Source organism: Bradyrhizobium sp. HKCCYLR20261 (assembly GCF_051168435.1).
GTDB lineage: Bacteria > Pseudomonadota > Alphaproteobacteria > Rhizobiales > Xanthobacteraceae > Bradyrhizobium.
Genome location: NZ_JBNPUZ010000005.1, coordinates 477,228 through 491,997 on the forward strand (window position 1 = coordinate 477,228; position 14,770 = coordinate 491,997).

Sequence of the window (14,770 nt, forward strand, 5' to 3'; positions counted from 1 at the left end):
GTGTCCTCGGGGTCATCGGTCCAGAGGTCAGGTTTGGCGGGCGGCGGGTTTAACCCGGCGGTCCCGCTTTCGGGCGAAGGCCGCCAACCGGAGAGAGCTTGCTGTGGAACGAGCGGCAAAGAAAGAGGCGGTCGAAGAACTGCACGAGGTCTTCAAGACCACGGGCGTCGCGGTCGTCGCTCACTATTCCGGCCTCACCGTGGCCCAGATGCAGAAGCTGCGTTCGCAGATGAAGCAGGCTGGCGCGTCGGTGAAGGTCTCGAAGAACCGTCTCGCCAAAATTGCTCTTGAAGGCACGGACGTCGTCGGCATCGGTCCCCTGTTGAAGGGGCCGACCGTGATCGCAACTTCGAACGATCCAGTCGCGGCGCCCAAGGTTGCCATCGAATTCGCCAAGGCGAACGAAAAGTTCGTCATCCTCGGCGGCTCGATGGGCTCAACCGTCCTGAATGTCGACAGCGTGAAGGCTCTCGCCTCGCTGCCGTCGCTGGACGAACTGCGCGGCAAGCTCGTCGGCCTGATCCAGGCTCCGGCGACCAAGCTGGCCCAGCTCGCCAACGCTCCCGCGGCCAAGGTCGCGCGCGTCATTCAGGCTCATGCCTCAAAGGGCGAAGCGGCCTGACGCCCTTCGCAAACACTCACAACCTGGTTTCGAACCGAACCACACTAAGGGACTACATCAATGGCTGACCTGCAGAAGATCGTCGACGACCTCTCGGCCCTCACCGTTCTCGAGGCTGCTGAGCTCGCGAAGCTCCTGGAAGAGAAGTGGGGCGTGTCCGCCGCGGCCGCCGTGGCCGTCGCCGCTCCGGGCGCTGGTGGCGCCGCTGCCGCTCCGGCGGAAGAGAAGACCGAGTTCACCGTTGTCCTGGCTTCGGCCGGCGACAAGAAGATCGAGGTCATCAAGGAAGTCCGCGCCATCACCGGCCTGGGCCTGAAGGAAGCCAAGGACCTCGTCGAGGGTGCTCCGAAGCCGCTCAAGGAAGGCGTCAACAAGGAAGAGGCCGACAAGATCAAGGCTCAGCTCGAGAAGGCTGGCGCCAAGGTCGAGCTCAAGTAATCGGCAGCTCCTGATGGAGCGCCTCGCCGCCTGATGGCCGGGCGAGGCGCTTCCGAACGATTTCGGTGACCGGGTGGTAACATCGCCCGGTCATCATAAAGACAAAGACGTTTGCGGGGGTATCCGGAGCGGCCGGAATCGTTGCAAAAGGCGTGCAACGGAAACCTTCGCTGCGGGCCGAACACGGAAAAGTGTGGAGATTTGGGGACGTCGCTCTCGAATCTCGACTAATGTCAACCCATATTGGGTCGGCAGCACGAAAAGCCGGTTTTGACGATGGAGTGGCGTTTCCGTCGTAAGCCGTTGGGAGATAGGCAATTTCGGGCTTTTGCAGTCCGTGACGAGATGGTTCTGACGAGCGGGTGCGTCCTCGCGCCTCGCGCGTCGTTTTGCGTTTTGGCGGTGTGAAGAACAGATCTGGGACGTTTCCGTTCCGCGCTCTGTCCCTCAGACCTTCGAAATGGATCGAAATTCAACCCGGAAGGGCGGTGGCAGCCGCTGTTTCGGAAGGATCGCCCCTCCGGGCGACGACATGAGAGGCCACGATGGCGCAGCAGACATTCACCGGTCGCAAACGCGTTCGCAAGTTCTTTGGACACATCAAGGAAGTCGCGGAGATGCCGAACCTCATCGAGGTTCAGAAGGCGTCCTACGACCAGTTCCTGATGGTGGACGAGCCCACGGGCGGGCGGCCGGATGAGGGGCTGCAGGCGGTGTTCCGCTCGGTGTTCCCGATCTCCGACTTCTCGGGCACCTCGATGCTCGAGTTCGTCCGCTACGAGTTCGAGCCGCCGAAGTACGACGTCGACGAGTGCCGCCAGCGCGGCATGACCTTCGCTGCCCCGCTCAAGGTGACCTTGCGCCTCATCGTGTTCGATATCGATGAGGAAACCGGCGCCAAGTCGGTCAAGGACATCAAGGAGCAGGACGTGTACATGGGCGACATCCCGCTCATGACCATGAACGGCACCTTCATCGTCAACGGCACCGAGCGCGTCATCGTCTCGCAGATGCACCGCTCGCCGGGCGTGTTCTTCGACCACGACAAGGGCAAGACCCATTCGTCGGGCAAGCTCCTGTTCGCCGCCCGCGTCATCCCGTATCGCGGCTCCTGGCTCGACATCGAATTCGACGCCAAGGACATCGTGTTCGCGCGCATCGACCGTCGCCGCAAGCTGCCGGTGACGTCGCTGATGTTCGCGCTCGGCCTCGACGGCGAGCAGATCCTGGCGACCTTCTACAAGAAGCTGATCTACAAGCGCATCAAGGAAGGCTGGCGCGTTCCGTTCGACGCCAACCGTTTCCGCGGCTACTCGACCGTCAACGACCTGATCGACGCCGACACCGGCAAGGTCGTGCTCGAGGCCGGCAAGAAGCTCACCGTCCGTGCCGCCCGCCAGCTCCAGGAGAAGGGGCTGAAGGCGCTGCGCATGTCGGATGAGGAGCTGCTCGGCAACTACATCGCCGAGGATCTCGTCAACCCGAAGACCGGCGAGATCTACGCCGAGGCCGGCGAGGAGATCACCGACAAGCTGTTCAAGGTGCTGAACGAGCAGGGCTACAAGGACCTGCCGCTGCTCGACATCGACCACGTCAATGTCGGCCCCTACATCCGCAACACGCTGTCCGCCGACAAGAACATGACGCGTGAGGACGCGCTGTTCGACATCTACCGCGTGATGCGTCCGGGTGAGCCGCCGACGCTCGATTCCGCGCAGGCGATGTTCCAGTCGCTGTTCTTCGATGCCGAGCGCTACGACCTCTCCGCGGTCGGCCGCGTCAAGATGAACATGCGCCTCGAGCTCGATGCGCCGGACACCCAGCGCACGCTGCGCAAGGAAGACATCCTGGCGGTCATCAAGACCCTGGTCGACCTGCGCGACGGCAAGGGCGAGATCGACGACATCGACCATCTCGGCAACCGCCGTGTCCGCTCGGTCGGCGAGCTGATGGAGAACCAGTACCGCATCGGTCTGCTCCGCATGGAGCGCGCCATCAAGGAGCGCATGTCGAGCGTCGACATCGACACCGTGATGCCGCAGGACCTGATCAACGCGAAGCCCGCCGCGGCCGCGGTGCGCGAGTTCTTCGGCTCGTCGCAGCTGTCGCAGTTCATGGACCAGACCAACCCGCTGTCGGAGATCACCCACAAGCGCCGTCTGTCGGCGCTTGGACCGGGCGGTCTGACCCGCGAGCGCGCCGGCTTCGAGGTGCGCGACGTGCATCCGACGCATTACGGCCGCATCTGCCCGATCGAGACGCCGGAAGGTCCGAACATCGGCCTGATCAACTCGCTGGCGACCTTCGCCCGCGTCAACAAGTATGGCTTCGTCGAGACGCCGTACCGCAAGGTCAAGGACGGCCGCGTCACCGACGAGGTGGTTTATCTGTCCGCCATGGAGGAGGGGCGTTACCGCGTCGCGCAGGCCAACGTGCCGCTCGATGCCAAGGGCCGCTTCACCGAGGACCTCGTGGTCTGCCGTCATGCCGGCGAAGTCGTGCCGATGACGCCCGACAAGGTCGACTACATGGACGTGTCGCCGAAGCAGCTGGTTTCGGTCGCCGCGGCGCTGATCCCGTTCCTCGAGAACGACGACGCCAACCGCGCGCTGATGGGCTCGAACATGCAGCGCCAGGCGGTGCCGCTGGTTCGCGCCGAGGCGCCGTTCGTCGGCACCGGCATGGAAGGCGTGGTCGCCCGTGACTCCGGCGCTGCGATCGCGGCGCGCCGCTCGGGCGTGATCGACCAGATCGACGCGACCCGCGTCGTCATCCGCGCCACGGAAGATCTCGATCCGACCAAGTCGGGCGTCGACATCTACCGGCTGATGAAGTTCCAGCGCTCGAACCAGTCGACCTGCATCAACCAGCGTCCGCTGGTGAAGGTCGGCGACATCGTCAAGAAGGGCGACATCATCGCTGACGGTCCGTCGACCGATCTCGGCGAGCTCGCGCTCGGCCGCAACGTGCTGGTCGCGTTCATGCCGTGGAACGGCTACAACTTCGAAGACTCGATCCTGCTCTCCGAGCGGATCGTGAAGGAAGACGTCTTCACCTCGATCCACATCGAGGAGTTCGAGGTGATGGCCCGCGATACCAAACTGGGCCCTGAGGAAATCACGCGCGACATTCCGAACGTGTCGGAAGAGGCGCTGAAGAACCTCGACGAAGCCGGCATCGTCTACATCGGCGCGGAAGTGCGCGCCGGCGACATCCTGGTCGGCAAGATCACGCCGAAGGGCGAAAGCCCGATGACGCCGGAAGAGAAGCTGCTCCGCGCCATCTTCGGCGAGAAGGCCTCGGACGTTCGCGATACTTCCCTTCGTGTTCCTCCCGGTGTGCAGGGCACGATCGTCGAGGTCCGCGTGTTCAACCGCCACGGCGTCGACAAGGACGAGCGTGCGCTGGCGATCGAGCGGGAAGAGATCGAGCGTCTCGCCAAGGACCGTGACGACGAGCAGGCGATCCTGGACCGCAACGTCTACAGCCGTCTCGCCGACATGCTGGATGGCCGCCAGGGCATCTCCGGCCCGAAGGGCTTCAAGAAGGATACCAAGATCACCCGCGCGGTGCTCGACGAGTATCCGAAGTCGCAGTGGTGGCTGTTTGCCTCGGCCAACGACAAGCTGATGGCCGAGATCGAGGCCATGCGGAAGCAGTACGACGAGTCGAAGAAGGGGCTTGAACAGCGCTTCCTCGACAAGGTCGAGAAGCTGCAGCGTGGCGACGAACTGCCGCCGGGCGTGATGAAGATGGTCAAGGTCTTCGTCGCCGTGAAGCGCAAGATCCAGCCGGGCGACAAGATGGCCGGCCGTCACGGCAACAAGGGCGTCGTCTCCAAGATCGTGCCGATCGAGGATATGCCGTTCCTGGAGGACGGCACCCATGCGGACATCGTGCTGAACCCGCTGGGCGTGCCCTCGCGCATGAACGTCGGTCAGATCCTCGAGACGCATCTCGGCTGGGCCTGCGCCGGCCTCGGCAAGCGCATCGCCCAGACGGTCGATGCCTATCTGTCGAAGCAGGACGTCAAGCCGCTGAAGGAGACCTTGAAGCGCATCTACGGCGAGGACGAGACCATCAAGACGCTCAACGACAATGAGCTGCTTGAACTCGGTCACAATCTGAGCCGCGGCGTGCCGATCGCCACCCCGGTGTTCGACGGCGCCAAGGAGAGCGACATCGAGGAGATGCTGAAGCTTGCAGGCATGGACGCGTCCGGCCAGTCGACCGTCTATGACGGCCGCACCGGCGACCCGTTCGATCGCAAGGTCACCGTCGGCTACATCTACATGCTGAAGCTGCACCATCTGGTCGACGACAAGATCCACGCGCGTTCGATCGGCCCGTACTCGCTGGTCACCCAGCAGCCGCTGGGCGGCAAGGCCCAGTTCGGCGGCCAGCGCTTCGGCGAAATGGAGGTGTGGGCGCTCGAAGCCTATGGCGCGGCCTACACGCTGCAGGAGATGCTGACGGTGAAGTCGGACGACGTCGCCGGCCGCACCAAGGTCTACGAGGCGATCGTGCGCGGCGACGACACGTTCGAGGCCGGTATTCCGGAATCGTTCAACGTGCTGGTCAAGGAAATGCGCTCGCTCGGCCTCAACGTCGACCTGCACAACTCCAAGCTCGGACCGGCGCCGACGTCGGAAGCCGCCGAGTAGTTCAAGAGATATGGCTCGGCCGCCACGCGCGGCCGGGTGCCGGCGCCTTCCTCCCGCGGGTCGGGCAGGGCGCCGTCTCAAGAGAGATTTTCGAATTTGCGGCTGACCCCCGATCGGTCCGCGAGGAGAATACGATGAACCAAGAAATTATGAATCTCTTCAACCCGACGACGCCGGCTCAGGTCTTCGACCAGATCCGCATCTCGATCGCGTCGCCGGAAAAGATTCTGTCCTGGTCCTACGGCGAGATCAAGAAGCCGGAAACGATCAACTACCGCACCTTCAAGCCGGAGCGCGACGGCCTGTTCTGCGCCCGCATCTTCGGGCCGATCAAGGACTACGAGTGCTTGTGCGGCAAGTACAAGCGGATGAAGTACAAGGGCATCATCTGCGAGAAGTGCTCGGTCGAGGTGACCCTGTCGCGCGTCCGGCGCGAGCGCATGGGCCACATCGAGCTCGCCGCTCCCGTCGCGCACATCTGGTTCCTGAAGTCGCTGCCGTCGCGCATCGGCCTCTTGCTGGACATGACGCTGAAGGATCTCGAGCGGATCCTGTACTTCGAATATTACGTCGTCCTGGAGCCGGGTCTCACCGCGCTCAAGGACCGTCAGCTGCTGTCCGAGGACGAGTACCTCAAGGCGCAGGACGAATACGGCCAGGACAGCTTCACCGCCATGATCGGCGCCGAGGCCATCCGTGAGCTGCTGCGCGGCCTCGAGCTGGAGAAGCTCGAGCAGACGCTGCGTGCCGAGATGCAGGAGACCGACTCCGACATCAAGCACAAGAAGCTCGCCAAGCGCCTGAAGATCGTCGAGGCCTTCCGCCACTCCGGCAACAAGCCGGAATGGATGATCATGACCGTCGTGCCGGTGATCCCGCCGGACCTGCGTCCGCTGGTGCCGCTCGATGGCGGCCGCTTCGCGACCTCCGACCTCAACGACCTCTACCGCCGCGTCATCAACCGCAACAACCGCCTGAAGCGGCTGATGGAGCTGCGCGCGCCGGACATCATCATCCGCAACGAGAAGCGCATGCTTCAGGAGGCGGTGGATGCGCTGTTCGACAACGGCCGTCGCGGCCGCGTCATCACCGGCGCCAACAAGCGTCCGCTGAAGTCGCTCGCCGACATGCTGAAGGGCAAGCAGGGGCGCTTCCGCCAGAACCTGCTCGGCAAGCGCGTCGACTACTCCGGCCGTTCGGTCATCGTGGTCGGTCCCGAGCTGCGCCTGCATCAGTGCGGCCTGCCGAAGAAGATGGCGCTCGAGCTGTTCAAGCCGTTCATCTACTCGCGACTGGACGCCAAGGGCCTGTCGACCACCGTCAAGCAGGCCAAGAAGCTGGTCGAGAAGGAGCGCCCGGAGGTCTGGGACATCCTGGACGAGGTCATCCGCGAGCATCCGGTGCTCTTGAACCGCGCGCCGACGCTGCATCGCCTCGGCATTCAGGCGTTCGAGCCGGTGCTGATCGAGGGCAAGGCGATCCAGCTGCATCCGCTGGTCTGCTCGGCCTTCAACGCCGACTTCGACGGCGACCAGATGGCCGTGCACGTTCCGCTGTCGCTCGAAGCGCAGCTGGAAGCGCGCGTCCTGATGATGTCGACCAACAACATCCTGCATCCCGCGAACGGCCAGCCGATCATCGTGCCGTCGCAGGACATCGTGCTCGGCCTGTACTACGTCTCGATCATGCGCGAAGGCATGCCCGGCCAGGGCATGACGTTCGGCAACATGGCCGAGCTCGAGCATGCGCTGCACGCCAAGGCCATCCATCTCCACAGCAAGATCAAGTATCGCTGGGAGGGGATGAACGAGGAAGGCAAGATCGCCAAGCGCTGGATCGAAACCACCGCGGGCCGCGTCATGCTCGGCAACCTGCTGCCGAGGCACCCGCGCGTGACCTTCGAGATCATCAACAAGCTGATGACCAAGCGCGAGATCTCGGGCGTCATCGATCAGGTCTATCGTCACTGCGGCCAGAAGGAGACGGTGATCTTCTGCGACCGCATCATGGCGCTCGGCTTCTACAACGCCTTCAAGGCGGGCATCTCGTTCGGCAAGGACGACATGGTCGTGCCGGCGGGCAAGTGGAAGATCGTCGACACGACGCGTACGCTGGCGAAGGATTTCGAGCAGCAGTACAATGACGGCCTGATCACCCATGGCGAGAAGTACAACAAGGTCGTCGACGCCTGGTCGAAGGCCTCGGAAGAGATCGCCAAGGAGATGATGAAGGAGATCTCCGTCACCAAGAAGACGGCGACGGGCGCCGATGCCGACATCAACTCGATCTACATGATGTCGCACTCCGGTGCGCGTGGTTCGCCGGCCCAGATGCGTCAGCTCGCCGGCATGCGCGGGCTGATGGCCAAGCCGTCGGGTGAGATCATCGAGACGCCGATCATCTCGAACTTCAAGGAAGGCCTCTCGGTTCTCGAGTACTTCAACTCGACCCACGGCGCCCGCAAGGGTCTCGCGGACACCGCGTTGAAGACCGCGAACTCGGGTTACCTCACCCGTCGTCTGGTGGACGTCGCGCAGGACTGCATCATCACGCAGGACGATTGCGGCACCCATCTCGGCATCAAGATGCGTGCGATCGTCGACGCCGGCACGCTGGTGGCCTCGCTCGGCTCGCGCATCCTGGGTCGCGTGCCCTGCGACGACGTGCGCGATCCCGCCACCAATGCCGTGCTGGTCAAGGCCGGCACCCTGATGGAGGAGAGCCACATCGACGCCATCCAGCAGGCTGGCGTGCAGGAGGTGAAGATCCGTTCGGCGCTCACCTGTGAGCTCGTCAACGGCATCTGCAAGATGTGCTACGGCCGCGACCTCGCGCGCGGTACGCCGGTCAACCACGGTGAGGCTGTCGGCGTCATCGCCGCGCAGTCGATCGGTGAGCCCGGCACCCAGCTGACGATGCGCACCTTCCACATCGGCGGTGCGGCGCAGCTCAACGAGCAGTCCTTCGTGGAATCGAACTTCGAAGGCAAGGTGGTCATCCGCAACAAGGCGATCGCTCGCAACAGCGAAGGTCACCTGATCGCGATGGTCCGCAACATGGTCGTGACGATCGTCGACCCCGACGGCACCGAGCGTGCGACGCACCGTATCCAGTACGGCTCGCGCATGCATGTCGACGACGGCGACATGATCAAGCGCGGCCAGCGCATCGCCGAGTGGGATCCTTACACCCGCCCGATCCTCACGGAAGCGGAGGGCACGATCGGGTTCGAGGATCTGACCGAAGGTCTATCGATCTCGGAAACGCTCGACGAGTCCACCGGTATCGCCAAGCGCGTGGTCATCGACTGGCGTGGAACGCGCGGTGGCGCGGATCTGCGTCCGGCGATCGTGATCAAGGGCAAGGACGGCAAGGTGCTCAAGCTCGCCCGTGGCGGTGATGCCCGCTACATGCTGTCGGTCGACGCGATTCTGTCGGTCGACGTCGGGGCGACGGTGAAGCCGGGCGACATCCTGGCGCGTATCTCGACAGAGAGCGCCAAGACGCGCGACATCACCGGCGGTCTGCCGCGGGTGGCGGAGCTGTTCGAAGCGCGCAAGCCGAAGGATGCCGCGATCATCGCTGAGATCGCCGGCACCATCCGGTTCGGCCGCGACTACAAGAACAAGCGTCGCATCTCGATCGAGCCGGTCGACAAGACCGAGGAGCCGCGCGAGTACCTGATCCCGAAGGGCAAGCACATCCATCTGCAGGATGGCGACATCGTCGAGAAGGGTGACTTCATCGTCGAAGGCAACCCGGCGCCGCACGACATCCTGGCGATCAAGGGCATCGAGGAACTCGCGGCCTATCTGGTCAACGAGATCCAGGAGGTCTACCGGCTCCAGGGCGTGCTCATCAACGACAAGCACATCGAGGTGATTGTTCGTCAGATGCTGCAGAAGATCGAGGTCACCGACCAGGGCGACACCGACATGATCTCGGGCGAACAGGTCGACAAGATCGAGTTCGATCTGCTGAACGCGAAGGCGCAGGAGGAGGGCAAGAAGCCCGCCACCGGCAATCCGGTTCTGCTCGGCATCACCAAGGCGAGCCTGCAGACGCGGTCGTTCTTCTCGGCGGCGTCGTTCCAGGAGACCACCCGCGTCCTCACCGAGGCGGCGGTCAACGGCAAGATCGATCCGCTCGAGGGTCTCAAGGAGAACGTCATCGTCGGCCGCCTGATTCCGGCCGGCACCGGCGCCTCCATGGCCCGCATCCGCGAGGTCGCTCTCAAGCGCGACAAGCTGATTCTCGACGAGCGCGAGAAGCAGGCGGCGATCGTGCCGTCGCAGCCCGAGCCGCAGCCGCTGGCGCTGCCGCCCGCAGAGTAAACGGAACGTTGCGGCAGCCCCTGACGGTGTCAGGTGCTGCCGCTCGTTCATCGACCAGAGAAAAGGCCGGCGCTTGCCGGCCTTTTTTTGACAAGATCTTCTCCTGTTGCCGCGCTACTGCCCCGTTGTTCATCTTCCCTTCAGGCACAAAGGCGCTTCTGGGAGGCTCAGATCCGCTGAGCTGATGTCCGTCCACCGCGCGTGGCGATGCGCCGATTTGCTCGGGCGCAAACCCTGCGCGGGCCGGGTAGGCTATGGCCGATCGAGCCCCGAGGGTGGCAGGACCCGTGACACGGACGACCGGCGCTGCTGCAGACAGCCGGAGATGGCGGAACTTCGATGCTTGACCTTGCGATTGTTGGTGGCGGTCCGGGCGGCCTGATGAGCGCCTGGTATCTCAGGCGGAAGCTCGGCGATCTCTGCAAGGTGACGATCTTCGAGGCATCGGACCGGCTCGGCGGCAAGATCGTCACGCGCAAGTTCGACTCGGCGCCTGCGATGTACGAGGCCGGTGTCGCCGAGATCTACGACTACTCGATGACCGGCCCCGATCCGCTGCGCGAGCTGATCCAGCATTTCGGCCTGCAGACGATTCCGATGGATGCGTTGCAGGTGCAGCTCGACGGCGAGCTGCTCGATGACGTTCCCGGCCTGCGCCGCAAATACGGACCGAAGACCGCCGCTGCCGTCGAAGCGTTCCGCAAGCGCTGCTCGGAGGTGATGTCGCCGGTCGAATATTACGAGGGCGTCGGCGCCCACGACAACGAGCATCCCTGGGCCTACAAGACCTGCGAGGAACTGCTCGACGAGGAGGTCGAGGATCCCACCGCCAAGCGCTTCTTCAAGGTGATGTCGCGTTCCGACATCGCGACCGAGGCCCACAACACCAACGGCCTCAACGCGCTCAAGAACTTCGTGATGGATATCGACGACTACATCGGTCTGTATTCGATCCAGAACGGCAATGAGCAGCTGATCGAGTGCCTCCGCTCCGAGGTCGATGCCGACATCCAGCTCAATCACCGCGTGCTGCGCATCGGCAAGACCGAGCAGGGCCGCTACCGCCTCAACATGATGAACGGCAAGGGCCCGGAGACGCGCGAGTTCGATCTCGTGCTAGTCTGCCTGCCGCATTCCTGGCTGTCGACGGTCGGCTGGGACGGCGAGAAGCTGCGCCAGTCGATGGTCAAGCACGTCGCCTATTTCGATCGCCCCGCGCACTACCTGCGCGTCTCGATCCTGTTCGATTCCCCGTTCTGGGGCGACAAGATCCCGGGCTCCTGGTTCATGTCGGAAGCCTTCGGCGGCTGCTGCATCTACAACGAGGGCTCGCGCCACGACGTCGGCAAGCACGGCGTGTTGAACTGGCTGATCGCAGGTTCCGATGCGCTGGCGTTCGCCAATCTGTCCGACCAGGAACTGATCGATGCCGCGCTGAAGTCGCTGCCGGCGGCGCTCGGCGATTCCAGGGCGCATTTCATGGAAGGCAAGATCCATCGCTGGCTGTCGTCGGTCAACGCGCTGCCCGGCGGCCTGCCGGTGCGCGACGTCATGACCAATCACCGCCCCGAGCCGAAGGAGCATCCGGGGATCGTGGTCGTCGGCGACTATCTGTTCGATTCGACCCTCAACGGGCTGCTCGATTCCTCGGATGCCGCGACCGACATCATCCTGACCGAGATGATGCGGCTGCGCCGCGCCAGGTCGCAGGCCGAGAAGCCGCTGTCAGACAAGATCGACCGCGACTATTTCGACAATTATCGCGGGCAGGGGCCGTACAGCGAAGCGTGGTCGCAGTTCACCGATCCCGACTACCTGCTCAGCCTGATCAAGATCGTCTGGAACAAGAGCAAGGGCAAAGGCTACAAGCTGCTCGTCGCCGGCTCCGCGAGCGGCGAACTGGTCGGTGCGCTGCGCGACCGCGGCATCGATGCCTGGGGCATCGAGAACAACCGCTACATCCACGGCAAGACGCCGAAGGCGCTCAAGAAATACAACAAGCTCGGCTCGATCGCCGACCTGCCGTTCAAGCGCGGCGAGTTCGATTTCGTATTTGAGACCAGCCTCTGCCATCTCGGCGACAAGCAGGTCGCGCGCGCGATTCGCGAGCTCAACCGCGTGGTCAAGACCGGCCTGGTGTTCGGCTCGATCACCTCGGACATGGCGCCGGCGCTGGTCGACCGCTACGACCTGCTGCGCGGGGTGAAGAAGCTCGGCACCTGGTGGGAGTGGTCGGAGCTGTTTTTCGGCAACGGCTTCGATCTGGCGATGCACAGGCGCGACTGCACCGACGAGGTGTGGGCGGCGACCCTGGCCGCCAACAAGGGTCCCGGCCAGTGGTATGCCGACGCCGACAGCCTGCGCTACTCGTTCTTCGACAAGGTCGAGGACGACGAGGACTAGCACCGGCCGGCATGCCGTGGCCTGGCGCGTCGGCCGGGCTGAAAAGTCGCCGACTGTGCCGATTGCGCGACAGGGCCGGGCCGTGGTCGGCCAGGGTGCGGCGCCGTGTCGCGAGAATGCTGGCGGCCGACTTTCGCAGATGATAAAGCCGAGCCGCTTTCATCCGTTACGGTCATGCTGGCCGTGCAGGACCGGTTCGTTGAATGTCGCCCAAATCATCAGTGCCGGGAGATCCCAAGTCCAGGTCGGCAGCCGAACCTGCTGATGAGCTGGACAAGCGGGCCGCGGCCAAGGCCGGCTCTGCGGTTCCGAAAGCCGGAACGGCCAAGCCATTGGCGAGCGACAAGGCGCCGATCAACGACGAGGATGATGAGGACGAGGAGGACGGCGACGAGGCCGGCCTCGATCTCGACGACGATGACGACGACGAGGACCTGGTCGTCTATACGGCCCGCGAGGCCGCCGGCGCGCTCGCCACGATCTACGGTTTCGTCTCGCCGCTGCTCGGCAAATACAAGAAGATGCTGGCCTTCGTCACGATCGGCGTGCTGATCGAGACGCTGTTCAACGTCATCATGCCGCTCAGCCTCAAGTTCCTGATCGACGACGCGCTCGGCGAGGAGGATTTCGAGGCGCTCTACCGCATCCTCGGCGTGCTCGCGGTCGCCGGCATCTTCACCTCGATCGTCGCCGTGCTGTACGAGCGCTGGGACGCGCGGCTGGCGGCCTGCATCATCTCCGACGTCCGCAGCCGGCTGTTCGACCACGTGCAGAACCTGCCGGCGGCGTATTTCCAGCGCACCAAGCGCGGCGAGATCCTGTCGCGCTTCTCGGTCGACATGTCGGCGTTCGAGGGCGTGGTGAAGACCTTCGCCAACAGCGCCGCGCTGCCGCTGCTCGAGCTCATCGCCGGCATCATCCTGATGCTGTTCCTCAACTGGCAGCTCGCCGCGATTGCGCTGCTGGTGTTCCCGATCACCCTGATCGGCCCGCGCATCCTGACGCCCAAGGCGGTCCAGGCCAATTACGAGCAGAAGCTCAACGAGGCCTCGCTGCTCGGTGTCATCCAGGAGAACATCGCAGCGCAAGCGGTGATCAAGGCCTTCAGCCTGCATCGCAAGGTTTTCGGCTGGTTCACCTTCCGCAATGACGAGGCGCGGCGGAAGATCGCTGACGCGATGTTCCTCTCGACCATGGTCGAGCGCACCGTGACCATCGCGGTGCTGCTGCTGCATTTGGTGGTGCTCGCGATCGGCGCCTATCTCGCGACCAAGGGCCAGATCACGGTCGGCACCTTCGTCACCTTCGAGAGCGCGTTCTGGGAGGTGTCCTACAATATCGCCCATGTCATGCACTTCGTCCCGGTCTCGATCTCCTCCGCCGCCGCGATCCGTCACATGCAGGAGCTGCTGGACGAACCGACGCGTGGCGCCGACCGGCCGGGCGCGCCGGACCTGCCGCGCATCAGCCATGACATCACCTTCGAGCGCGTCAGCTTCCAGTACGAGGGCAGCCAGACCCCGGTACTGGACAATCTCAGCCTCAAGCTCGATGTCGGCAAGCGCATCGCCATCGTCGGCCCCTCCGGATCCGGCAAGAGCACGCTGCTGAACCTGATCCTGCGGCTCTACGTGCCGGACGAGGGCCGGGTCACCATCGACGGTGTCGACATTCGGAAGGTCACGCGCGATTCGCTCCGCGGCAGCATGGCCGTCGTGTTCCAGGAGAACATGCTGTTCAACATGTCGCTCCGCGAGAACATCCGGCTCGGCAAGGAGGGCGCGACCGACGAGGAGGTGGAAGAGGCGGCCAAGAAGGCCGAGATCCACCGCTACATCATGAGCCTGCCGCAGAAATACGACACCCTGGTCGGCGAGCGCGGCGACACCCTGTCGGGCGGCCAGCGCCAGCGCATCGCGATCGCCCGCGCCATCATCCGCAATCCGTCCGTGCTGCTGCTGGACGAAGCGACGTCGGCGCTCGACCAGACCACGGAAGCCGCGATCAACCGCACGCTGCTGAAGGTCTCCAAGGGCCGCACCATGATCTGGTCGACGCACCGCCTGACCTCGGTGGTCGAGATGGACGAGATCATCGTCATCTCCGGCGGCCGCGCCATCGAGCGCGGCAGCCACGCCGAGCTGCTCGCCAAGAACGGCACCTATCGCAAGCTCTGGGACGACCAGGGCCATCAGCCGAGCCGGCAGGACCAGGTCGACGACGATGGCGACGATGATGATGACGAGGACGACGACGACCTCGAGGAGGATGAGGACGAGGACGAGAACTAGTCCCGTCACCCGCGTGAG

The 14,770-nt window shown here is 64.1% G+C and carries 6 protein-coding genes; all 6 read left to right on the forward strand.

Features of this window, described 5'->3' with window-relative positions:
• The first annotated feature begins 103 nt into the window (after window positions 1-103).
• Entirely contained in the window at window positions 104-622 is a 519-nt protein-coding gene (rplJ, locus tag ACQR1L_RS14895; protein ID WP_434858690.1) for a 50S ribosomal protein L10, read from the forward strand.
• 60 nt (window positions 623-682) lie between these two features.
• Entirely contained in the window at window positions 683-1,060 is a 378-nt protein-coding gene (rplL, locus tag ACQR1L_RS14900; protein ID WP_008963453.1) for a 50S ribosomal protein L7/L12, read from the forward strand.
• Between the two features lie 545 nt (window positions 1,061-1,605).
• Window positions 1,606-5,724, forward strand: coding sequence for a DNA-directed RNA polymerase subunit beta (rpoB, locus tag ACQR1L_RS14905; protein ID WP_434858691.1), 4,119 nt, complete (start codon window positions 1,606-1,608; stop codon window positions 5,722-5,724).
• A 134-nt stretch (window positions 5,725-5,858) separates the two neighbouring features.
• Window positions 5,859-10,058 (forward strand): DNA-directed RNA polymerase subunit beta', encoded by a 4,200-nt coding sequence (rpoC, locus tag ACQR1L_RS14910; RefSeq protein WP_434858692.1) that lies wholly within the window; start codon window positions 5,859-5,861, stop codon window positions 10,056-10,058.
• Window positions 10,059-10,397: 339 nt separating this feature from the next.
• A complete protein-coding gene (locus ACQR1L_RS14915) occupies window positions 10,398-12,461 on the forward strand; it encodes an FAD-dependent oxidoreductase (protein WP_434858693.1) in 2,064 nt (687 codons plus the stop codon).
• Between the two features lie 203 nt (window positions 12,462-12,664).
• Window positions 12,665-14,752: an ABC transporter ATP-binding protein gene (locus ACQR1L_RS14920; RefSeq protein ID WP_434858694.1), complete on the forward strand. Its 2,088-nt coding sequence runs from the start codon at window positions 12,665-12,667 to the stop codon at window positions 14,750-14,752.
• Window positions 14,753-14,770: the final 18 nt, after the last annotated feature.